This is a genomic window from Actinoplanes sp. NPDC048967 (assembly GCF_040649415.1).
Lineage (GTDB): Bacteria > Actinomycetota > Actinomycetes > Mycobacteriales > Micromonosporaceae > Actinoplanes.
Genome location: NZ_JBEZFL010000009.1, coordinates 391,861 through 412,638, shown reverse-complemented (window position 1 = coordinate 412,638; position 20,778 = coordinate 391,861). Strand labels below are relative to the sequence as shown.

Here is a 20,778-nt window from a genome sequence, read left to right as displayed (position 1 = left end):
GCGTTGGCGCCCTCGTGCCCGTGAGCGGACGCGGCACCGGCCAGCGCGACCAGCACGACCGGGGTGACGATGCCGTCGTTCAGCCCGCTCTCCACGTTGAGGATGCGCCGGATCCGGGCCGGTACCGCCGGATGGGTGATCACGACCGCACCGAGCGCGGCATCCGTGGGCGCGAGCGCGGCTCCGATCAGCAGCGCGTACCAGGGCAGCGGGGCGTCGAGCAGCAGCCAGGCGCCGGCCGCCCCGGCCACGACGGTCAGCGGCAGGGCGAGGCCGAGGAGCCGGCCGTACACCCCGGCGTCGCTGCGCAGCTCACGCAGGCCGACCCGGGAGGCGTCGGAGAAGAGCACCCAGGCGAGCGTCGCCTCGGTGAGGACCGTGACCCCGGCGGCACCGGCACCGGCGGGCAGGCCCAGGGCCAGCAGCATGCCGATTCCGACGAAGACCATCGGGGCGGTCAGGTCGGCGCGCTCGAGCTTCGCCGAGAACGCCCCCCAGGCGAACACGACGGCCGCGATCAAGGCCAGGGCCCCCGATGTCATGCCTTTCATTGCAGCGCAGGAAACCGGCTGCGGGGTCACCCGAGCGGGATGAGGTGCCGGACCGGGCCGCCGCAGCACAGTGGGGCCACGGAGGAACCGCATGGAGAACCGGCTCAGCATCCGAGGCAACGCTGTCGAACCCGTCCTGGTGATGTTCCCGCTCGGCCTGCTGGCGGTGGCGGTCGTCCTCGACGTGTTCCAGCTGCTCGGCGGCCCCCGGATCATCGGCACGCTGGCCTACTGCACCGTGGTCGCCGGATTGCTGGGTGGGCTGGCGACAGCCCTGGCGGTACGCATCGGCGAGCTGACCGCCGGAGCCCGCACGGGTACGCGACCGGCGACCCGCCGCTTCCTGCTCGACGCGGGCGTGCTCGTCGTCTTCGCGGTGGTGCTGATGCTGCGCATGCGTACCCCGGAACGCACCGCCGGACCCGGTCTGCTGCTGGTCGAGATGATCGGCCTGAGCATGGCGGTGGCGGCGGGCGTGGCCGCGGCCGCGCCGCCGGGCGTACGGCGGGCGAGGGCCGGCGCCGCGACCGTACGGCTGGCACAGCTCCTCGACGACCCGGCGGACGGACGCCGGGCAGACCAGCAACGGGGAAGGTGACCCGATGACCGCCAACCACATCATCGCCCGCGAGCGGCTCGTCACCGCCCTCGACGTGCTCCGCGGACGTCCCCCGCGGGTCGACTACGGCCTGCTGCTCGTCCTGCCGTTCGTCGCGGCGGCCGGCGGCGTCCTGATCTCCCTGCTCATCGAGGACGCGGTCGAGCGCCGCCGGGCCCGCGGTTTCATCCCGGGCGGACGAGGCGCCGGTCGGCGCGCCGGCGGAAGCTGAAGCCGCCGGCCCGGTTCCCGCGCACGGACTGCGGACCGGGTCGCCGGCAGCTACCAGCGACCTCGGGAGCAGGCGATGACGACCTTCACGGTGTGGAAGTTCGAGGACCCGGACGGCGCGGACCGCGCCGCGGCCGTCCTCAAGGATGCGGCGGCGGAGCGGCTGGTCAAGATCGACGACCACGCGGTGGTCCGCTGGCCGGCCGACGCCGCGCAACCGACCATGGCACACGGGCACGACGAGACCAGGCACGGCGCCGGTTGGGGCGCGCTGTGGGGGTTGCTGGTCGGCTCGTTGTTCATGGTCCCGGTGGTCGGCGGCGTCGCGGGCGCGGCGCTGGGCGCGATCAGCAAGGCCACGCAGGACTCCGGCATCACCAAGGAGCAGCTGGAGAAGATCCGCACCCAGGTCACGCGGGGCACCTCGGCGCTCTTCCTGGTGACCGAGCAGGGCGATCTGGATCGGCTCGGTGAGCGGTTCCACGGCCGCAACAGCACCTTGATCGCGACGAACCTCACCGAGGCGGAACAGGAAGTCCTGCACGAGACCTTCGGAGCCAGGTGAGGCCGGCCGGGTCACACCTGTGCCCGGTACGCCACCCGCCAACCCGCGATCGATCGGATCAGCTGGGCCGTCCCGGCGCAGAGCAGCACCGCGCCGCCGAAGCGGGCCAGGGTCGCCGGTTCGAGCTCCGGCCGGATCAGGCCGACGCCGGCGGCCACCAGGAGCACCGAGCCGGCGACCACGTACCGGTTGCTCCGGCTCTCCGCAGCACCATCCGTGCTGAGCAGGGTTCCCAGCAGCGCGTTCAGGGCGCCGCCGGCCGTGACGACCACGATCAGCAGCACCACCGAGACGGCGATGCTGCGCAGGCAGATCAGGCCGGCGATCGTGGTCAGCACGCCACCGACGATTCCGGCGATCCGGTACAGCCGCGGGTAACCGGGCACCACCAGCAGCAGACCGGCCCGGATCGGGCCGGTCACGACGAGATTGAGCCCGAACAGCAGGCCGAGCACCCGGACCGTGGCTGACGGCCAGGCCAGGGCGCTCGCGCCGGCCCCGAACAGCAGGACACCGGTCGCCATCCGCATGCCGTGCGAGGTCCGGCCGGTGGGCTCGGCCCGCCCGTCGCGGTAGCCCACCGGCCCGCCCTCCGCCCTCGACCGGATCAGGCCCGCGTGGTCTCGCGGCCGTGCACGGCCAGGGCGTAGATCACCAGCACGTCCATCGCGATGATGATCGTGCTCCAGATCGGGTACGCGGACAGGAACGCCACGTTGACCAGGGCGCTGACCACCGCGATCACGATGCCGAGCACCCGGGCCCAGGTCTGCCCGAGCATGACCCCGATGCCGGTCGCGATGGCCACCAGACCGATCAGCAGATGGGTCCAGCCCCACGCCGTGTAGTTCACCTCGACCACCAGCCCGTTGGGGCTGACCAGGTAGTAGTCGTCCTTGAAGAGCGCGACGAGGCCCTGGATGAGCTGGAAGCCGCCGACCATCTCCATCATGATGCCGCCGAAGAGCACCACGCCGACCCAGGCTGTCGGCCGGGAGCGGCTCGGCACCTCGTACGGTTCGTCCGCGGCGAAGGACGCGGTCCGCTGGGCGCCTGTGGTGCTCTGCTGGGTGTCCGACATGTGCATGCCACCTTTCGTCTGTCAGCTGGGGCGCCGGGGAACCGGCGCCCGCGGGAGGTCACTGATCGCCGCGGCCAGATAGGGCCCGACCACCTGCAGGCGGTCGTCCGTGGCCGCGGCGACCTCGATCCGGGAGCCGTCCCAGACCTTCAGCACCACCGCGAGCGGCCGCGACCCGCACCGACGCGGAGCCTCGGCGAGCAGGTGGTGCACGCCCTCGACCGGCAGCTGCGCGCGCAACGGGATCGTCCGGGCGAGGACCGGGCCGCGGCGGACGAGCAGGACGTCGCCGTCCCACAGCGCCCACATCGGCCGGGACCAGCGTCGGCCCAGCGACGGCCAGATGGCCGACCGGTGACCCCGGACCCGCAGGCGGCACCGGAACGCGGCGCCGGACTCCTGGAACCGCTGCCGGCTACGCCGTGCGGCGATCGTGATGACCAGCGCCCCGAAGAGGATGCCGACGATGAGCAATGCCCGCACGACCGAGCTCCTTCCGCTGGGTGCTTCGGGACACATGCTCCGCGCCGCGGGATCGCCGCACGCCATCCGCCACGAGTGAGTCCACCCTCGACGGCCCGGCCCACCGGCTCAGATCAGGCCCAGCGAACGGGCGCGGCGCACGGCCTCGTTACGGCGTGACGCCGACAGTTTGCGCAGGATGCTGCGGACATGGGTCTTGACCGTGTTGATCGACACGTACAGGTGGGCGGCGATCTCCTCGGTCGGCAACATGGCGGCGATGCCCTGCAGCACCTCCATCTCACGCCTGCTCAACGGCTCGACCAGCACCGGGACGGCGTCCGCGGCCTCCGGGCACCGGCCGCCGCGGGCCGCGCCCTGCAACAGCCGGTGCTGCTCGACGAGCTCGTCGTTGTCGCCCAGCAACCGGCGCAGCTGCACCCAGACCCGGTGCACGACCCGGCGTTGCGCCTCCGGGATGGCGTGGCGGAGGGCCTGTCCCAGGGCCCGGCGGGCGTCGGCGATCTCGCCGTCCTGGGCCGCTGCCGTCGCCATGACGAGCCAGCCCTCCACGGCCACCGGCGACGGCAGCCCGGCCGTGCCGAGGACCGGTTGGAGCACCTGCCGGGCGCGCGCGGCGTCGCCGTCGGCGACCAGCGCCGCGGCGTGCGTCACCCGGATCCTGGGCTGATCCGGGGCGGGCAGGTCGTCCACGAGCCCGAGCGCGTCCCCGGGCCGGCCCATGATGATCATCAGCTGGGCCCGGGCCAGGATGATCTCCAGGGCCAGCCAGCGCTGCGTCCGCGGCCCGTCGCCGCCGGCGTCCTCGAGCAGTTTCGCCGCACCCCGCAGTTCGCCCCGGGCCTGCAGCCGCCGCGACTTCACCAGGGCCATGGCCGCCGTGGTCAGCGCGGCGGTGCCGGGCCGGCGACGCTGCTCGGCCACCCGCAGGTGATGGCCTGCCCCGTCGACCTCGTACCGCTCCATGGCCACCCAGGCCAGCGCGACGTGGGCGGTGACCGGCCGGCCGGCCGGCGCCACGCCGCACCGCTCCGCGAGATCGATGGCCTCCTCGGCCAGCCGTTCGGCGTGGCTGAGACGCCCGCGGTGGGCCTCGAGGAGAGCCAGATGTTGCAGGCATTCCAGGCGGGGCAGCTGAGAGCCCGGCGCGTCACGGGCGATCGCGCGGGTGAAGGTCATCGCCGCGGCGTCGACCGCACCCTGGCGACTCTGCGCCCGGCCCTTGGCCGCCAGCAGCAGCACCGTCAGCTCGGGATGCCGGGCCAGCTGGTCGGTGGGCACGTGGGTGAGCGCCTGTTCGGCCGCCGAGGTGCCGGTGAGGACCTGCTCCTCGGCGCCGCGGGCGTCCGCGAGCAGGACCCTCAGCAGCAGGTCGGACAGGGTCACCGCCGGACCGCGGGCCCCGGGGCCCGCCCGGTCGCCCGGCGGCATCCGGCGCAGGTGCCGGGCACAGTCGTCGGTCGAGCCGGTGGCCAGCGCCAGCGCGCCGGACACCAGCGCCGCCTCCGGGCTGTCCAGATCGACGGGCAGCCGGTGCAGGAGGGCCCCGAGCGGACCGCCGCGGCCCTCGGTCAGCAGGCGGCCGATCGCGTAGTCCTCGATGACGACCCTGGCGGCGGTGTCCCAGTCGGCGGCCTTGACCGCGTGCCCGGCTGCCTCGACGGTCTGCCCGCGCCGGGCGAACCAGCCGGCGGCACGGCGGTGCAACGGCCGCAGCCGCTCCGGCGCGGCGCACAGCAGCTGGGCACACAGCAGCTCGGCGAAGAGCCGGTGGAAGCGGTAGACGGTCGAGAACTCGGCGGTCGGCTGGACGAACGCATTGCACCGGGCCAGCTCGGCCAGGATCGCCCGGGCGTCGGCCCGGCCGGTGACCGCCTCGGCCAGCTCCGCGGTGAAGGTCTCCAGGATGCTGATGTCGAGCAGGAACGACCGCACGTGCACGGGCTGCGTACGGAGCACCTCGTCGAAGAAGTACTCGGCGATCGTCGCCTCGTTGCCGGTGATGCTGTCGACCACGCTGTCCGCATCCGGCCGGCCCTGCAGGGCCATCGCGAACAGCCGCAGCCCCGCGGCCCAGCCCTCGGTGTGCTCCAGCAGTGACGTCAGTTTCGCCGCGCTGAGGTGCACGCCGTGCAGGCCCAGGAGCTTGTCGGCCTCCTTGGCGGTGAAGGCCAGGTCAGCACCGCGGATCTCCAGCAGCTCGCCGGCCAGCCGGTAACGGTGGGTCGGCAGCGGCGGATCCCACCGGCCGATCAGCACCACCCGCAGCAGCGCGGCGGTGTGCCGCAGCACGAACTCCAGCTCGTCGGCCCAGGCGGCGCCGGCCAGATCGGACACGCCGTCGAGCACCAGCAGAACCGGCTGGTCCAGCCTGGTCAGCTCGGCCGCGATCCGCGCCGGGAAGGACCGGTCCACCGGCGTGGCGACAGCCGACGACGCGAGCGACGGCGAGATCGGCACACCGGCCTGCCGCATCGCCTCCAGGACGACCGTCCAGAATGGGCAGGCCCGGTCCTCGTCCTCCAGGTTGATCCACGCCACGGCACCGGGCCTCGGCACGCCGGCGATCCAGGAGGCCGCCAGCTGCGTCTTGCCACTGCCCGGCGGTCCCACGATCAGGGTCACCGGTGCGTCGCTGTGGCGGAGCCGTTCCACCAGCCGGGATCGTCCGACGACAAAAGGCGGACGGTCGGGAATGGCGAATCGCTGTCTCCACAACGGATTCGCCGTCGTCGTTTCGTCGGTCACCGGATCGATGGCAAGTGGAACGGCACGCACGGGACCCCCCTCCGTGGGCGCAAATCAGAACTTGAGCCTCTCCGGGCCGGGCGGACAGCACATCCTCCGATTCGGATAATCCGGCCGGGCCGCGATCACCCGCTCGGACGGCCGGGCGCCCGGGTTCATCCGGCGGGCATGAGGCGACGGTCGTCCGGGCTGGCGACACTGCCGGAAGACGCGTACCGACGGAGGCGACATGACCAGCCATGCCCGATATGCCGCTCCGGCGGAGGTGCCTGCGCCGGTTGTACCGTCCCGGCCGGCCGAGCGCTGGCTCGCCCGGCTCGCCTTCCTGCTCGCCGCCACCGCCACCGTCGTGGTGCTGGTCGTGGGGGTCCTGGTGGGCCTGGTGCTGCTGGCGGTGATGACCGCCGGGATGGCGGCCGGTCTGGCCGGCGCCTGGTGGTTCCTCACCCACCGGGGGCTGTGGCGCTGGCTCGCCGGAGCCCTCATGGTGCTGGCTCCGCTGACGGTGGCGGTCCTGCTGGCCGGCAACCGCCAGATCAGAGTGGTGGTAGTGCTGGTGCTGCTGTGGACCGGGGCCCTGGCCGCCGGACGACGCGCGCTGGCCGCGTCCGGCACAGTGGCCGGCCCGGTGGAGCACGAACAGCCGGCCCCGCGCCAACCGTTCCTGATCATGAATCCGTTCTCCGGCGGCGGCAAGGTGGCGCGGTTCGCGCTGGACGAGCGCGCCCGGTCGCTGGGCGCCGAGGTGGTCCTGCTGGGCGGACCCGGGGAGACGGACGTCGCCGAGCTGGCCCGGCGGGCGGTGAGCGACGGGGCGGACCTCATCGGCGTCGCCGGCGGGGACGGCACCCAGGCCCGGGTGGCCGCCGTCGCGGCCGAACTCGGCGTCCCGTTCCTGGTGATCTCCGCGGGCACCCGCAACCACTTCGCGCTCGATCTGGGCCTGGACCGGGAGGACCCGGCGAGGTGCCTGCGGGCCTTGGACGACGGCGTCGAGGTCCGGGTGGACCTGGGGCTGGTGGGTGACCGTACGTTCGTCAACAACGCCTCGTTCGGGGCGTACGCGGCCGTCGTGCAGAGCGAGGCCTACCGTGACGACAAGGTCCGTACCGCCCTGACCATGCTGCCCGACCTGCTCGTCGGGCACCGCGGACCCCGGTTGCGCCTGCTGACCGGGGGCACCGTCCGCACCGCGCCCCAGGCCGTGCTGGTCAGCAACAACCCGTACGGTTCGGACGACATCGCCGGGCTGGGGCGCCGGCCGCGGCTGGACGGTGGCGTGCTGGGCGTCCTGGCGGTCCGGGTGCGGGGTGCCGTCGACGCCGCCGGACTCGTCCGGGGTCGCCGGTGGGCGGCCGAGTCACTCACCGCGCTCACCGCGACCGAGGCCGTCGTGGACGCGGACGTCCCGGTGCTGCCGGTGGGCATCGACGGCGAGGCCGTCCTGCTGCCGACGCCGGTCCGCTGCACGATCCAGCCGGCCGCGTTGCGGGTGCGGGTGCCCCGCGACCGGCCCGGTGTGCCGCCGCCCCGGCCGGAGCTGGACTGGGTCCGCCTCCGCCGGCTCGCCCTGTCCACCGGCCGCCGCTGAGGCCCGCGCCGGCGATGGTATGTCCCGAGTGGATGTTGCGGCAGCCCGCCATCCGTGATGCCCTGCGTGCCAGGTGACGCACGTGCCCGGCGCGAACCGGGCGCTGGACGCACGAGCGGTGCCGGACGGGCCGAAGGGGGAGCATGGGGATGCAGAACGGTGAGACGGACCGCGAGGGCCGGATTCCACCGGCCCGCGCCGACGCGGTGCTGGCCTCGCCCAAACTGTCCCGCCCCCGGATCGGGCGCTCGCGACTGTACCGGCCGCGGCTGACCGAACTGCTGGATGCCGGGGTGCGCCGGCTGGTGACCCTGGTCAGTGCCGGTCCCGGCTGGGGGAAGTCCACGATGGTGTCCGCGTGGGCGGCGACCCGGCGCCGGCCCGTCGCGTGGCTGACCCTCGACCCGTACGACAATGATCCCCAGGTCTTCTCGGGTCACGTGCTCGCCGCGCTCCGGTCGACGGCGGTGACCGCGGCCGGGCAGCCCTCCGGCGACGTGGACGCCCTGCTGGACGACGGCATCGGACACATCCGGGCCCTGAGCCGGGTGCTCAGCCGGCTCAACGGACCGGTGGTGCTGGTCCTCGACGACTTCGACGTGATTCACGACCGGCGGCTGATCCGGGACCTCGGTGGCCTGCTCCGCCCGCCGCGCGACGATCTGCGGCTCGTCCTGATCAGCCGGTCCGAGCCGGCCCTGCCCCTGCACCGGCTGCGTGCGGCCGGCGAGCTGACCGAGATCCGCACGGGTGACCTGGCCTTCACCGCCGCGGAGGCCGCCGACCTGCTGGCCGGTCAGGGCGTGCGCCTGCCCCCGGACGAGACGGAGCTGCTGGTACGGCGCACCGAGGGCTGGGCCGTCGGCCTGCAGCTCGCGGCGGCCTTCGTGGCCGGGCCGGACGGCGGATCCGTCGCCGACTTCACCGGTGACCTGCGCCCTGTCGACGACTACCTGTCCGAGGAGGTGCTGGCCCGCCAGACCCCGCAATTCCAGAACTTCCTGATGTACACCAGCATCTGCGAACATCTCAGCGGCGAGCTGGCCGACGCGATCACCCTCACCGACACCGGGCAGCGCACCCTCGAGGAGCTCGAGCACGTCAACCAGTTCGTGGTGCGGCTGGACTCCCGGCCCTCCTGGTTCCGCTACCACCACCTCATCCGCGACGTGCTCCAGCATCGCCTGATGGTGCAGGCACCCGAGATGCTGCCGCGACTGCATCGGCGGGCCGCCGACTGGTACGCCCGGCACGGCCTGGTCATCGACGCCCTCGGGCACGCGGTCGCCGCACAGGACTGGGCGTACGTGGGCCGGCTCGTCGTCGACGCCGCACCGATGATCCTCTCGCGCGACCGCGGGCGCCTGGTGAAGGTCCTCGAACAGGTGCCGCCCGCGGAGCTCGGGAGCACCGCCGAGCTGGTGCTGTGCGGGGCCATGCTGCTGTTCAACGCGGCTGACTACGTCGGCATCCGCGAGCGCCTCGGTGAAGCCGAGGAGTTGCTGGCCGGCCGGTCCGGCGCCGAGCGGCGCGCCGTCGAGGTGCCCATCCGGGCCCTGCGCGGGGCGGTGAGCCGGGTCGACGGCGACATGCCGGCGGTGGTCGACGACGCGGTCAGCCAGCTCACCGCGCTCTCCCAGGAGCCGGTCGTCCGGCTGCCCGCGACCCTGCTGTACCGGGCCGTCGCGCTGAACAACCGGGGCGTCGGGCTGCTGTGGACCGGGCGCCCGGAGGCCGCCGAACGGTACCTCTCGATGGCGACGAGCGCGGCGTACACGGTCGGTGTGGATCTTGTCGAGATCAACGCCCTGGGCCACCTCGCGTTGCTCGAGGTGATGTTCGGTTCGGTCCGCGAGTCCGAGAGCTACTTCCGCGCCGCGCAGGACAAGGCCGAGCGGGGCGGCTGGACCAACTCGCTGCAGGTGGTGGCCGCCCACCACGCGGCGGCGCTCGTCGAGCTGGAACGCGGCCGGCCCGCACGCGCCGAACGGGTCCTCCAGCAGGGCCTGCGCGCCCATCGCAGCGACCCCGAAGCGGCCCAGTGGAAGATGTCGATGGGCATCGCGGCCCGGCTGGCGATGGACCAGGACCGGCTGCCCAGTGCGCGGGCGTTCCTGCGGGAGGCGCACCGGCTGCGCTACCCGCGGGCCCGGATGCCGGTGATCGACCGCTGGCTGCTCGCCGCCGAGTCCGAGGCGGACCTGCGGTCCGGCCGGCCCGACCTGGTGCGACAGCGGTACGCGAGCCGGGCTCGGCGCGGCCGGCTCAGCCTGCCGGAACGCAACCTGCTGGTCCGCGCCGCGCTGGCCGACCGCGACCTCGGCGAGGCCCGGGCCCTGCTGGCCGAACGAGGTTCCCTGATGTCGGAGATCGTGGCCACGGTGGAGGCCCGCATCCTGGGCGCCCTGGTGGCCGAGGCGGCCGGTCACGGGCTCCAGGCCGCCGAGATGGTGGCGAAGGCCATCATGATCGCCGCGCCGGAGGGGATCCGCCGCCCGTTCGTCACCCTGGCCGACGGGCGGCTCGGCCCGCTCATCACCCGGCAGAGCCTGATGACCGGTGAACACACCGCGTTCACCGCCGACCTGCTGCGGCTGGTCGGCGCGACCAGGCCGCCGGACGTCACCGCGGGCGGCATCACGGCCCTCAGCGACCGGGAGACCGAAGTGCTGCACTACCTGCCGACCATGTTGACGGCCGCGGAGATCGGCGAGCAGCTCGGCGTCTCGGTCAACACGATCAAGGCCCACATGCGGGCCATCTACCGCAAGCTCGGCACCCCGCGGCGCGGGCAGGCGGTGGCCCGGGCCCGCGAGCGCGGCCTCATCTAGGTGCCCCGCCCGTACGCAGCGCCTTGGCCGCTCCCCCGTGCACCACCAGGGCGTAGATGGCGATGACGTCGAAGGCCACAACCAGGACGGTCCACTGCGGGTACGCCGCCGCGAATCCCAGGTTGACCAGTGCGTTGATCGCGGCGGCCAGCACACCGACGGTACGGCCCCAGCCGTAGCCGGTCAGCACGCCGTACGCGCCCGCGATCAGCGCCACCCCCAGCACCAGCAGCGCGATGCCCCAGGCCGGGTAGCTCGCCCCGACCGCCAGACCGGTGGCAGCGGTGACATAGAAGTCGTCGTCGAACAGCGCGACCAGGCCCTGGACGATGGTGATCAGTCCGGCCGAGAGCATGATGATGCTGACGAACAGGATCCAGCCCAGCCACGCGGTGGCCCGGGCGGTCAGCGGGGCCCGCGGCGCGGAGTGTGCGGGCGGATGCCGCGAGACCGTGCGGGACGGCTGCTCAGTGGCCATGACGGGTCCCGGGTCCGAGCTTCATGATGTCCTCCTGGTGCCGGTGCGGCTGCGGGTCGCGCCGAGCTTGCCCGATGGGCCCGGACCGATGCCTCATCCGGCCGGGGTGACCGGCGGTCCACGCCGCCGGTCATCCCGGTCGTACCGGACGGAGCGACTCATTCCCCCGGGATGAGCAGGCACCCGCGGGCGTGTGGCTGACTGGGGGAACGCCGGCGACCGCGACCCGCGGCGCCAACGCCGGGCAGACGTTGAGGGGCCCTGTCCGGCGCGCCATCCGAGCGCGACCGTCCCGTAGTCAGCGGCGCGCTCCCCGGGTCCAGGTGCGAGTGGGCGCACCGTCGTCCGGCCGGATGCCGGCCCGTCCAGGGACGGGCCGGCATCACCCTCCCGCCGTGATGCCGCATTGTGTCGCTATCTGCGCGGTGTACCAGTACGGTGTCCTCGTGTTCTCGCCCGGTGAACGGTGCCCTGCACGGATAGAGCTCAGCGACTTCCAGGTGCTCTGGCTCAAGCGGCGGCCCTTCGCCGCCCAGCCCGTGCGGCGTGATCACGAATGCCGGCTGGAGTTCCGCCACCCCGGTCCGCACGGCGCCCTCGGCCAGCAGTACGACGACATCGAGTGGTGGATCCGCTGGACGATGAGCTCCTCCACGGTCGAGCAGGTGGCGGCCTGTCCCGGGGTGAGCGAGGAGCCGGGCGACGACAAGGACGACGACGCCTGTCTGCTCTTCGAGGGCCACCCCGGACGCCACTCCTTCGATCTGGCCCAGTGGTGACGACGCCCGGCTGCAGCTGACCTCCCCGCGCGCTCATCCGCGCCGAGTGAGGCTCCCGCACCGGCCGGTTGCCAGGCTGGTACGCGGGCGGCCGACCGCGGCCCGCGGAGGGGGAAGTCATGCCACGAACGGGTGAAAGCTGATGGCCGGGCTCGGCACGACAGCGCGCGACAACCGCGTCGCGGGCCGGGGTGTCCTGCTGGCGGCCTGCGTCTCGGCCCTGGTGGTCAACGCGAACACGTCCGCGGTGACGATCCTGCTGCCGGCGATCAGTGCGGATCTGAACACCACGGTGAGCCGGCTGCAGTGGGCGGTCACCGGGTACATGCTCGTCGGCGCCGCGGTCATCGTGACCGCCGGCGCGATGGGGGACGTCTTCGGCCGCCGGCGCATCTTCGTCGGCGGTCTCATCCTGTTCACCGCCTCCTGCGTGCTCATCGCCCTGTCCGGCAGCGACACCGGGGTGATCGCCGGCCGGATGATCCAGGGAGCGGCCGGCTCGACGGTGCTCGCCTGCGGCATGAGCCTGTTGTCGGTCGCCTCGTCCGGCGCCGGCCAGATGCGCGCCATCACGTTGTGGGGCGCGGCTTCCGCGGTCGGCGCGGCCGCCGGGCCACTGATCGGCGGGCTGCTGGCCGACACGACCGGCTGGCAGGGTCTCTTCTGGATCGACGCCGCTGTCGCGGCCGCCTGCATCCCGCTGACCCTGCGGACCGTCGCCGAATCGCGGGACCCCGACCGTCCCCGCTCGATCGACGTGCTGGGCACGGTACTCATCGCGGTCGCGCTGGTGCCGCTCGTGCTGGCGCTCAGCGAGGGCGCCGACTGGGGCTGGGTCTCGCTGCCGACGATCGGCTGCCTGGTGATCTCGGTGCTCGGCGCGGCCGGATTCGTGGCCGCCGAGCGCCGGGCCGCCGCTCCCCTGGTCGACCTGCGGCTGCTGCGCAACCGCGTGGTGGTCGGGGCGACCCTGGCCATCCTGCTCGTCGCCGGCGCGATCAACGCCCTGATGTACACCCTCAGCCTGTACTTCCAGGATCCGGCGGGCTTCGGCATGAGCGCGCTGGAGGCCGGCTTCGCCACCCTGCCGGCCGCGGCGGCGATGATCGCGGTCACCCCGCTGATCACCCCGCTGGCGGTACGGATCGGCACCCGGCAGGCGGTCGCCGTCGGCTTCGCGCTGTCCGCTCTCGGCTGCGCGACGCTCGCGTTCGTCACCGCGTCCTGGAGCTACGCCGCCTTCGTGCTGCCGCTGGCCGTGACCGCGATCGGGCTGGGCCTGGCCAACGGGCCGGCGTCCTCGGCGTCCACCGCCGCCGTCGCCCCGGCGGAGATGGGCCAGGCCTCGGGCATCTCCAACATGGCCCGGTACGTCGGCGGGTCCCTGGCCGTCGCCGCCGCGGCCACCGTGTCCACCGCGGTGTCGGCGAACCGGACCGCCGCCGGCGCAACGGCCGCTGATGCGCTGGCGGCCGGACTGTCCCGCTCGTCCGTGCTGCTGGCCGGCACTGCCGCGGCGGGCATCCTCCTCGCCGTGCTGATGGGCCGGCACCGCGGCAGGCCGCTCACCACTCTCGACCGTTCCGCCGCCGCGGCGGCGGCCACTCACACCATCCCGACACAGCCGGCCGGGCGCCGCTGAGGCGACTGCCACGCCGGCGACAGGAGGCACGTGCGATGACGTCCAGACCGTTCGACGCGAAGGACTACGCCCGCCGCATGGAGCGCGCGGTCATGCAGGCCCGCGAGGCCGGGCTCACCGGGATCCTGGTGAGTCCCGGTCCCGATCTCGCCTACTTCACCGGCTATCACCCGACCGCCGTCACGGAACGGATCACCCTGCTGATCCTGGACGCCGACCGGGAACCGGTCATGCTGGTCCCGGCGCTCGAACGGCCCGATGTCGAGACGGCCCCCGGCGTGGGCGCCGTCTCGCTGGTCGACTGGGCCGACGGGGACGACCCGTACGCCGTCCTCGGATCGCTGCTGGACACCGTCGGCCACTACGCGATGTCCGATTCCACGTGGGCGATGCACCTGCTCGGCCTGCAGCGGCTGGTGCCGGGCTGCCGTTACAGCGCGATGACGACAGCGCTGCCGATGCTGCGGGCGGTCAAGGGCACCGACGAGGTCAGCCGGCTCGCCGCCGCGGGGGCGGCCGCCGACGCGGCCTACGAGCAGATCATCGGCGTACGCTTCGCCGGCCGCACCGAACGCGAGATCGGCGCCGATCTGGCCGGGTTCCTGCGCGAGCACGGGCACAGCCAGGTCGACTTCACCATCGTCGGTTCCGGTCCCAACGGCGCCATGCCGCACCACGAGATGGGTGAGCGGATCGTGCGGGACGGCGACATGGTGATCCTGGACTTCGGCGGCCTGTGCGAGGGCTACGGCTCCGACACCACCCGGACCGTGCACGTCGGCCCGGCCACCGACGAGGAACACGAGGTCTTCGACCTGGTCCGCCGGGCCCAGCAGGCGGCCTTCGAGGCGGTGCGCCCGGGCGTGGCGTGCCAGGACATCGACCGGGTGGCGCGCCGGGTCATCGACGACGCCGGGTACGGCCGGTACTTCATCCACCGCACCGGGCACGGCATCGGGCTGACCACGCACGAGCCGCCGTACCTGGTGGAGGGTGAGTGGCGGCCGCTGGTGCCCGGCATGTGCTTCTCGATCGAGCCCGGCGTCTACCTGCCCGGCCGGTTCGGCGTGCGGATCGAGGACATCGTCACGGTGACCGAGGAAGGCGGGCGACGGCTCAACAACACCCCGCACGAGATGCACATCGTCTCGTGACCGGCCGGGGCGGCGACAGCAACGAGGCTGCCGCCGCCCGTGGCAGCCGGCGCTGGGGTCAGTACGGCGTAGCGATGAACCGCAGCGGCATGGCCGGTTCGTGGTATCCGTTGGCCTTGTCCCGCTTCGGCAGGCTCACCGCGCGATGCTTCAGCGGCTCGTACGGGACGTTGGCGAGCAGGTGGTTGATGATGTTGAGCCGCCCGCGCTTCTTGTCGTCGGTACGGGCCACGTACCACGGCGCCCAGGCGGTGTCCGTCGCCCGGAACATCTCGTCACGGCACCGGGAGTACTCGTGCCACCGGCTGTAGGACTTGAGGTCCAGCTCCGACAGCTTCCACACCTTGCGCGGATCGTCGATGCGGCTCTGCAGGCGCCGGGTCTGCTCGTCGGCACTGACCTCCAGCCAGTACTTGAGCAGGATCACCCCGGAGTCGACGATGGCGCGTTCGACATCCGGCGCCGCCTGCAGGAACTCGTCGGTCTGCCGCTGGGTGCAGAAGCCCATCACCGGCTCGACGCCGGCCCGGTTGTACCAGCTGCGGTCGAAGATGACCACGTCACCGGCGCCCGGCAGATGCGGCACGTACCGTTGCAGATACATCTGCGACCGCTCGCGCGCGCTCGGTGCGGGCAGCGCGACCACCCGGAACACCCGCGGGCTCACCCGCTCGGTGATCGCCTTGATCGTGCCGCCCTTGCCCGCGGTGTCCCGGCCCTCGAACACCACACAGACCTTGGCGCCGGTGGACCGCACCCACTCCTGCAACGCGACCAGCTCGGCGTGCAGCCCGCGCAGTTCCCGCCGGTACTCCTTGTTCTTCATCCGCGGTCGGGGCAGCTGGCCGGGGCCGGCCGCCGGATCCGTGTGTTTGTGCTTGGCCATGGCTCTCCTCGGCGTTCAGCGGGGAATCGGCGGGACGATGGTCAGGGCCGGTGGACGGCCGCGTTCCGGGGTGACCGCCGGCACCGGATCGGTGGCCACCCGGGGCACCTGGTGCCGGCGCACCAGCTTCGCCGTCTCGACCGCCACCGGCAGGGCGAGGCCGAGAGCCAGGCAGGCCAGCCACTGGGGACCGGTCAGCGGCTGCGTCAGCAGGCTGTGCTGCAGGAAGTCGACCCGGGTGGCGATCACCAGCAGGACGACCGGGATCAGGCCGATGGCGGCGGCCCGGCCGATCGGCGGCACCAGGCCGGACGCCGGGTCCCGGCGGTTGGTGAGCGCGTTGCCGACCGTGCCGAGGCCGAGCACCACGAAGGCCATGGTCATGGCCGCGCTGGGCGCGTCGGTGCGCGGCCGGTCCGGACCGGCGACCAGCGGTACGAGCGCAGCGGCGAACAGCACCCCCGCGTAGAGCAGCCAGTACAGCACCGCTCGCCGGTTGGTGATCGGCACCTTGGGGTCGCGCGGAGGCCGGTCCATGACGTGCGGATCGCCCGGGTCCACGGCGATGATGATCACGCCGATGGCGGTGGCGAAGAAGAACAGGTAGAGCACCATCGACGGGGTCAGCGCCACGCCCTGGTTGATGTTGAACGCGGTGGCCGCCACGAAGAGCAGCACCAGGGCGAGCAGCTGGGTCATCTGGTACCGCACGTAGGCGACGATCTTCTCGTACACCCGGCGGCCGATCCCGACCGCGCGTACCAGGGTGCCGAAGTTGTCGTCGGTGAGGATCATGCGGGCGGCCTGCTTGGTGACCTCGCTGCCGCTGCCCATGGCGACGCCGATGTCGGCCTGTTTCAACGCCGCGGCGTCGTTGACCGCGTCCCCGGTCATGGCGACGATCCGGCCGTCGGCCTGCATCACCCGGGCCAGGCGCAGCTTGTCCTGGGGTGACACCCGGCCGAAGACGTGCAGCTGGGGCAGTCGCCGGGTGAGCTCGTCGTCGGACAGCTCGCGCAGCTCGGTGCCGCTGACCGCGCCCGGGCCGAGCCCGAGCTTGCCGGCGATCGCCTGGGCCGTGACCGCGTGGTCACCGGTGATCATCCGGACGTCGATCCCGGCCCGCAGCGCGGTACGCACCGCGTCGCGGGCCTCGGCCCGCAGCGGGTCGATCATGCCGGCCAGGCCGACGAAGCTCAGCCCGGTGGTCAGCGACATCGGATCGCGTTCCACCTCCGGCACCTCGCCGGGCTCGACGATCCGGGCCGCGAACGCGAGCACCCGCAGCCCCTCCCCGCCCATCCGCTGGTTGGCGGCGTCGATCGCCGCGCGGACCTCACCGATCGGCTGCTGCCGCTCGTGCAGCGGGCCGCCGGCCCGGTCGCACCGGGCCAGCACCACGTCCGGCGCGCCCTTGACCAGCTCGATGATCTGCTCCCCGCCGTCGGCCGGGTAGCGGTGGAAGGTGGCCATGAACTTGTAGTCGGAATCGAACGGCACCTCGGCCAGGCGCGGGTACGCCCGCCTGGTCTCCGCGGCGTCGATGCCCAGCTTGGCCGCCAGCACGACCAGCGCCGCCTCGGTGGGGTCACCGACCACCACCCCGTCGTCGGTGACCGTGGCGTCGCTGTCCAGCGCGAGGCCCAGGCCCAGCCGGGTGAAGTCGGGCACGGGCGTGCCGGCCGCCGACGTGATCGCGCCGGTCTTGCGATAGCCCTCGCCCGCCACCGAGAACCAGGCGCCCCCGGTGTAGAGCATCGAGACCATCATCTCGTTCATGGTCAGCGTGCCGGTCTTGTCGGTGTTGATGGCGCTCGTGGCCCCGAGCGTCTCGACGTCGGTGAGGTTCTTGACGATGGCCCGAGCCTGGGCGAGGTTCTTGGCCCCGTAGGAGAGCAGCCCCGCGACGAAGGCCGGCAGGCCGGTCGGAATGGCGGAGATCGCCATCGCGGTGCCCAGCAGCAGCAACTGTTCCAGGGCCAGGCCGCGCAGCCACCCCACCACCACGATGAACGCGACCGCGGTCCAGGCGATGATCCCGAGCACCTTGGTGAGCGAGTCGAGCTCCCGTTGCAGCGGCGACCGGGTCCGCCGGACCTGGGTCAGCATGGTGGCGATCCGGCCCATCTCGGTCTGCATGCCGGTCGCCGTGACCACCATCGACGCCGTACCGCGGGTCACCGACGTGTTCTGGAACAGCATGTTGGACCGGTCGCCCAGCGCCACGTCGCCCGGCGGCAGCACCCGCGCGTCCTTGGCGACCGGCGCGCTCTCCCCGGTCAGCGCCGCCTCCTGGGCCTCCAGGGTCGCCGAGCGCAGGACCCGTCCGTCGGCCGGGACGAGGTCGCCGGCCTCCAGCCGCACGATGTCGCCGGGAACCAGCTGCACGGCCGGCACCGCCACGACCTCACCGTCGCGTACCGTCCGGGCCTCGGGCACCTGCATCTTGGCCAGGGCGTCCACGCTGGCCCGGGCGGCGAGTTCCTGGCGGGCGCCGAGCACCACGTTGAGCAGCACGAGCAGCGCCACGATGAGCGCCGTGGAGAACTCGCCGATGACGATGCCCGCGGCCACCACGATCACCAGCATGATGTTCATCGGATCACGCAGCTGCTGCAGCGCCACCGCCCCGATGGACGGCGGCTTCTCCTCGGCGATCCGGTTGGGGCCGAGCCGGTGCAGCCGGTCGGCCGCCGCCGCGCCGTCCAGCCCGCGCTCCGGATCCGTGCCGAGGACGGTGACCGCCTCGGCCGGTGTGCGGGCGTACCAGGGAGGTGGGTCGGCGGCGGCACCGGACCGGTGCTCGTCGATCGTGCTGGTCACTTCGGTCATCGTGCGCCCCCAGGGTGCGTGCGGGCCGGTCCCGCCCGGCGTACCGCTCCACGGTCACGTCCGGTGGCCGCGGACCCCTCACCCCGGGTGGATGGTTTCGGTTCCGCGGTGAGCACGGCCGGCCGCTGTTCACCCGTGGCAGATGACGTGCCGAGGCCGCACGCCCGGCATCCTCACGGGGCGAGGAGGAAGACATGCAGCTCACTCGGCGGCACGCCACAGTCCCCCGGACGCTCCTCGCCGTCCTGGCCGCCGTGCTGTTCGTCTCGGCGAGCGCGGTCCAGCTGGACCGCCTGGAGAAGCGGGCCGCGGCCCACGAACAGCGCCGGCCCCTGTCGGTGGTCATGCATCCCGTCCGCGATCTGCCCCGGCGGCATGTCGCTCCCGGCTGCGGATCACCACAGCCGGGAGCACCGGTCGGCAACCCGGATCCTGAGCGGAACGGGACGCCACGGATCGGACCATCGGTGGTCCCGGCCGGGCGCCGGTCCGGCAGTTGCGTCCTGATCTGGTTGCCGTAGACCAGGCCGGGCGGTCAGCGACGCGCGGTCTCCCGGCCGGCCGGCAGGCCGCGCCAGGCGCCGACGCCGGCGGAGGTCGCGGCCCTCGCCCTGGCCCAGTGCCGCCGCGCGAGCTCGGCCGGCGGGACCTCCATCCGGGCGACGCGTTGCTGCGTCCGGGAGGTGGCCGCGATCGTCCACGTCACCAGCCCCGCGATGCCGAGGGCGACGGCTGCCGCCTCCAGCACCGCGCCCGTCACCACCAGCCGGCGACCTGATCGTGCGAGCTGTGCCTGCGTCTGTCTCATCCTCGAGCCTCCGCTTCGGACGGTACGGGCTTGCGCTGCGGTCACCATGGCAGCCGCCACCCGGCCCGGCGTCACCCCGGCGGAACGATTTCCGGGGTCTCCGGGGCGTTCAGGCGGCCTCCGGCGGGCTGCTCTCCGGCGGCACGTGCAGGGGATGACGCTCGGCGTCCCGGACGGCGATGGTGGCCATGGCCTGCCGGTACTGCGGCCCGGTGATCTCGCCCGTCACGAGCTGGCGGGTCAGCACGCCCTCCAAGGTCTGGGGACTGTGGTCCGGCAAGCGGGTGCCCCCGGCGGCGACCGGGCCGGACGGCTCACCGGCGGCCGCGAACAACGACCGGAGCAGCTGCGGCCGGCACGCGAAGACACCGGCCGCGATGAGACACACCACCAAGAAGAACGCGCACAGCAACGGGATCACCTTCCGTTCCGGGGCCGCGCGACGGCGCGGGCCTCGTGGGTCCAGTGAACAGTCCGACGGCCGGGGCGGTTCTCATCCCGTACGGGTGGGACACCCGCACGCGGCGCCTGTGACGGTTGCCGCTGCCGCTGTCGCGGCCTCGGCCACCGCCGGGTTCACACCCGCGCTGCCTGGTGCCCCGGCCGCAGGCCGTCGGGGCGCGAGCTCGGCGGCAGGCCGCGCCAGGCACCCAGGCCGGCGGACGTCGCGGCCCGGGCCCTGGCCCAGTGCTGCCGGGCCAGCTCGGCCGGCGGAACCTCCATTCTCGCCATGCGTTGCCGGGTCACCGCGGTGACCGCGACCGTGCACAAGACGAGGCCGGCGAGCCCGAGGGCCCCGGCCGTCGCCTCCAGCACCGCGGCCGACACGAGCAACCGGCGAACTGATCGTCCGGTCTCTGCCGGTGCTTCATTCATCGTCGAGCCTCCGCTCTGGGCAGGTGCGTTCGCGCACCTCACGGTGGCAGGCGCGGCACCGCCGGACGTCACCCCGCCGGAGCGATTCCGGACCGCCGGCACGACCGCCGGCGGGCCGCCGCGGGTCGTCCCCCCGGGATGAGGCGCGGGGTGAGGCCGGCCGGGAGGCTGGTCGTGGCGGTGAGATCCGCCGACGGGAGGGGATGCGATGCCGACCGACATGAACCTGGACGAGTTGCTGCGCGACCTCGAAGAAGGGAGTGGTCCCGTGATGGAGGCCCTCACCCGGATGAACGCGGGCGCGCTGCGGCAAGAGGCGATCGGACCGAGGACCGCACTGCTGGCCCGGTTCGCGGCCCTCATCGCGCTGGACGCGTCGGCACCGTCCTACCTGGTGCACCTGAGTCTGGCCGAGGAGGCCGGGCTGCGACCGGAGACCGTCCGGGCGCTGCTGATCGAGCTCGCACCGGTGGTCGGCAGCGCCCGGATCGTCTCCGCCGCCGGCAAGATGCAGCAGGCGATCCGGCTGGCCGGCGCCTGACCGCGGAAGGCATCACCGAGGGGGTGCTGCCGGGGGCGGGGACCGATGAGCGCGGTCCCCGTCCCCGGCAGCCTGGCGTCGGAGCGGGCCCGCGCCGCGGCGG

The 20,778-nt window shown here is 73.3% G+C and carries 21 protein-coding genes; 10 read left to right on the top strand and 11 right to left on the bottom strand.

Translation table 11 applies throughout. The features are described 5' to 3' along the window. A partial coding sequence (locus AB0C12_RS34640; RefSeq protein ID WP_360554298.1) for a cation:proton antiporter occupies positions 1-542 on the bottom strand: 542 nt, incomplete at its 3' end. Between the two features lie 100 nt (positions 543-642). Here AB0C12_RS34640 and AB0C12_RS34635 point away from each other — a divergent pair. The 3 genes from AB0C12_RS34635 (at position 643) to AB0C12_RS34625 (ending at position 1,945) form a co-directional block, all read left to right on the top strand. After that, entirely contained in the window at positions 643-1,149 is a 507-nt protein-coding gene (locus AB0C12_RS34635; RefSeq protein ID WP_360554296.1) for a DUF2231 domain-containing protein, read from the top strand. Between the two features lie 4 nt (positions 1,150-1,153). Continuing rightward, the gene (locus AB0C12_RS34630) at positions 1,154-1,381 is read left to right on the top strand and encodes a hypothetical protein (RefSeq protein ID WP_360554294.1); all 228 of its coding nucleotides are present in this window, start codon (positions 1,154-1,156) and stop codon (positions 1,379-1,381) included. A gap of 75 nt (positions 1,382-1,456) precedes the next feature. Further along, the gene (locus AB0C12_RS34625; protein WP_360554293.1) at positions 1,457-1,945 is read left to right on the top strand and encodes a DUF1269 domain-containing protein; all 489 of its coding nucleotides are present in this window, start codon (positions 1,457-1,459) and stop codon (positions 1,943-1,945) included. A gap of 11 nt (positions 1,946-1,956) precedes the next feature. On the opposite strand, the gene AB0C12_RS34620 is transcribed toward AB0C12_RS34625, so the two are convergent. The 4 genes from AB0C12_RS34620 to AB0C12_RS34605 form a co-directional block, all read right to left on the bottom strand. Continuing rightward, the gene (locus AB0C12_RS34620; protein WP_360554291.1) at positions 1,957-2,526 is read right to left on the bottom strand and encodes a DUF308 domain-containing protein; all 570 of its coding nucleotides are present in this window, start codon (positions 2,524-2,526) and stop codon (positions 1,957-1,959) included. 26 nt (positions 2,527-2,552) lie between these two features. Then, the gene (locus AB0C12_RS34615; protein WP_360554289.1) at positions 2,553-3,026 is read right to left on the bottom strand and encodes a hypothetical protein; all 474 of its coding nucleotides are present in this window, start codon (positions 3,024-3,026) and stop codon (positions 2,553-2,555) included. 21 nt (positions 3,027-3,047) lie between these two features. Further along, the gene (locus AB0C12_RS34610) at positions 3,048-3,509 is read right to left on the bottom strand and encodes a hypothetical protein (RefSeq protein WP_360554287.1); all 462 of its coding nucleotides are present in this window, start codon (positions 3,507-3,509) and stop codon (positions 3,048-3,050) included. Positions 3,510-3,617: 108 nt separating this feature from the next. Beyond that, positions 3,618-6,164 (bottom strand): LuxR C-terminal-related transcriptional regulator, encoded by a 2,547-nt coding sequence (locus tag AB0C12_RS34605; protein WP_360554286.1) that lies wholly within the window; start codon positions 6,162-6,164, stop codon positions 3,618-3,620. Between the two features lie 322 nt (positions 6,165-6,486). On the opposite strand from AB0C12_RS34605, the gene AB0C12_RS34600 reads away from it, so the two are divergent. Further along, positions 6,487-7,848, top strand: a complete 1,362-nt coding sequence (locus AB0C12_RS34600; RefSeq protein WP_360554284.1) for a diacylglycerol kinase family protein — start codon at positions 6,487-6,489, stop codon at positions 7,846-7,848. Between the two features lie 149 nt (positions 7,849-7,997). Beyond that, entirely contained in the window at positions 7,998-10,679 is a 2,682-nt protein-coding gene (locus AB0C12_RS34595; protein WP_360554282.1) for a LuxR C-terminal-related transcriptional regulator, read from the top strand. Here AB0C12_RS34595 and AB0C12_RS34590 read toward each other — a convergent pair. Continuing rightward, the gene (locus tag AB0C12_RS34590; protein ID WP_360554280.1) at positions 10,672-11,157 is read right to left on the bottom strand and encodes a hypothetical protein; all 486 of its coding nucleotides are present in this window, start codon (positions 11,155-11,157) and stop codon (positions 10,672-10,674) included. The genes AB0C12_RS34595 and AB0C12_RS34590 overlap by 8 nt on opposite strands. A 446-nt stretch (positions 11,158-11,603) precedes the next feature. On the opposite strand from AB0C12_RS34590, the gene AB0C12_RS34585 reads away from it, so the two are divergent. From AB0C12_RS34585 to AB0C12_RS34575, 3 genes are all read left to right on the top strand, one after another. Next, positions 11,604-11,936, top strand: a complete 333-nt coding sequence (locus AB0C12_RS34585; protein WP_360554279.1) for a hypothetical protein — start codon at positions 11,604-11,606, stop codon at positions 11,934-11,936. A 142-nt stretch (positions 11,937-12,078) separates the two neighbouring features. After that, the gene (locus AB0C12_RS34580; protein WP_360554277.1) at positions 12,079-13,578 is read left to right on the top strand and encodes an MFS transporter; all 1,500 of its coding nucleotides are present in this window, start codon (positions 12,079-12,081) and stop codon (positions 13,576-13,578) included. Positions 13,579-13,613: 35 nt separating this feature from the next. After that, positions 13,614-14,732, top strand: a complete 1,119-nt coding sequence (locus tag AB0C12_RS34575) for an aminopeptidase P family protein (RefSeq protein ID WP_360554276.1) — start codon at positions 13,614-13,616, stop codon at positions 14,730-14,732. 58 nt (positions 14,733-14,790) lie between these two features. On the opposite strand, the gene ppk2 is transcribed toward AB0C12_RS34575, so the two are convergent. After that, the gene (gene ppk2, locus AB0C12_RS34570; protein ID WP_360554274.1) at positions 14,791-15,618 is read right to left on the bottom strand and encodes a polyphosphate kinase 2; all 828 of its coding nucleotides are present in this window, start codon (positions 15,616-15,618) and stop codon (positions 14,791-14,793) included. Positions 15,619-15,633: 15 nt separating this feature from the next. Continuing rightward, entirely contained in the window at positions 15,634-18,441 is a 2,808-nt protein-coding gene (locus tag AB0C12_RS34565) for a cation-translocating P-type ATPase (RefSeq protein ID WP_360554272.1), read from the bottom strand. A gap of 203 nt (positions 18,442-18,644) precedes the next feature. Here AB0C12_RS34565 and AB0C12_RS34560 point away from each other — a divergent pair, with 203 nt between their 5' ends. Further along, positions 18,645-18,971 (top strand): hypothetical protein, encoded by a 327-nt coding sequence (locus tag AB0C12_RS34560; protein ID WP_360554270.1) that lies wholly within the window; start codon positions 18,645-18,647, stop codon positions 18,969-18,971. Between the two features lie 14 nt (positions 18,972-18,985). Here AB0C12_RS34560 and AB0C12_RS34555 read toward each other — a convergent pair whose 3' ends face one another. The 3 genes from AB0C12_RS34555 to AB0C12_RS34545 form a co-directional block, all read right to left on the bottom strand. Then, complete coding sequence (locus AB0C12_RS34555; RefSeq protein WP_360554269.1) at positions 18,986-19,258, bottom strand: hypothetical protein; 273 nt, start codon at positions 19,256-19,258, stop codon at positions 18,986-18,988. A 109-nt stretch (positions 19,259-19,367) separates the two neighbouring features. After that, the gene (locus AB0C12_RS34550; RefSeq protein WP_360554267.1) at positions 19,368-19,679 is read right to left on the bottom strand and encodes a hypothetical protein; all 312 of its coding nucleotides are present in this window, start codon (positions 19,677-19,679) and stop codon (positions 19,368-19,370) included. Positions 19,680-19,834: 155 nt separating this feature from the next. Further along, positions 19,835-20,134, bottom strand: a complete 300-nt coding sequence (locus AB0C12_RS34545; protein ID WP_360554265.1) for a hypothetical protein — start codon at positions 20,132-20,134, stop codon at positions 19,835-19,837. A 208-nt stretch (positions 20,135-20,342) separates the two neighbouring features. Between AB0C12_RS34545 and AB0C12_RS34540 the strand changes: the two genes are divergently transcribed. Continuing rightward, positions 20,343-20,675 carry a carboxymuconolactone decarboxylase family protein gene (locus AB0C12_RS34540; protein WP_360554264.1) on the top strand — a complete coding sequence of 111 codons (333 nt, stop codon included), beginning with the start codon at positions 20,343-20,345 and terminating at the stop codon, positions 20,673-20,675. Positions 20,676-20,778: the final 103 nt, after the last annotated feature.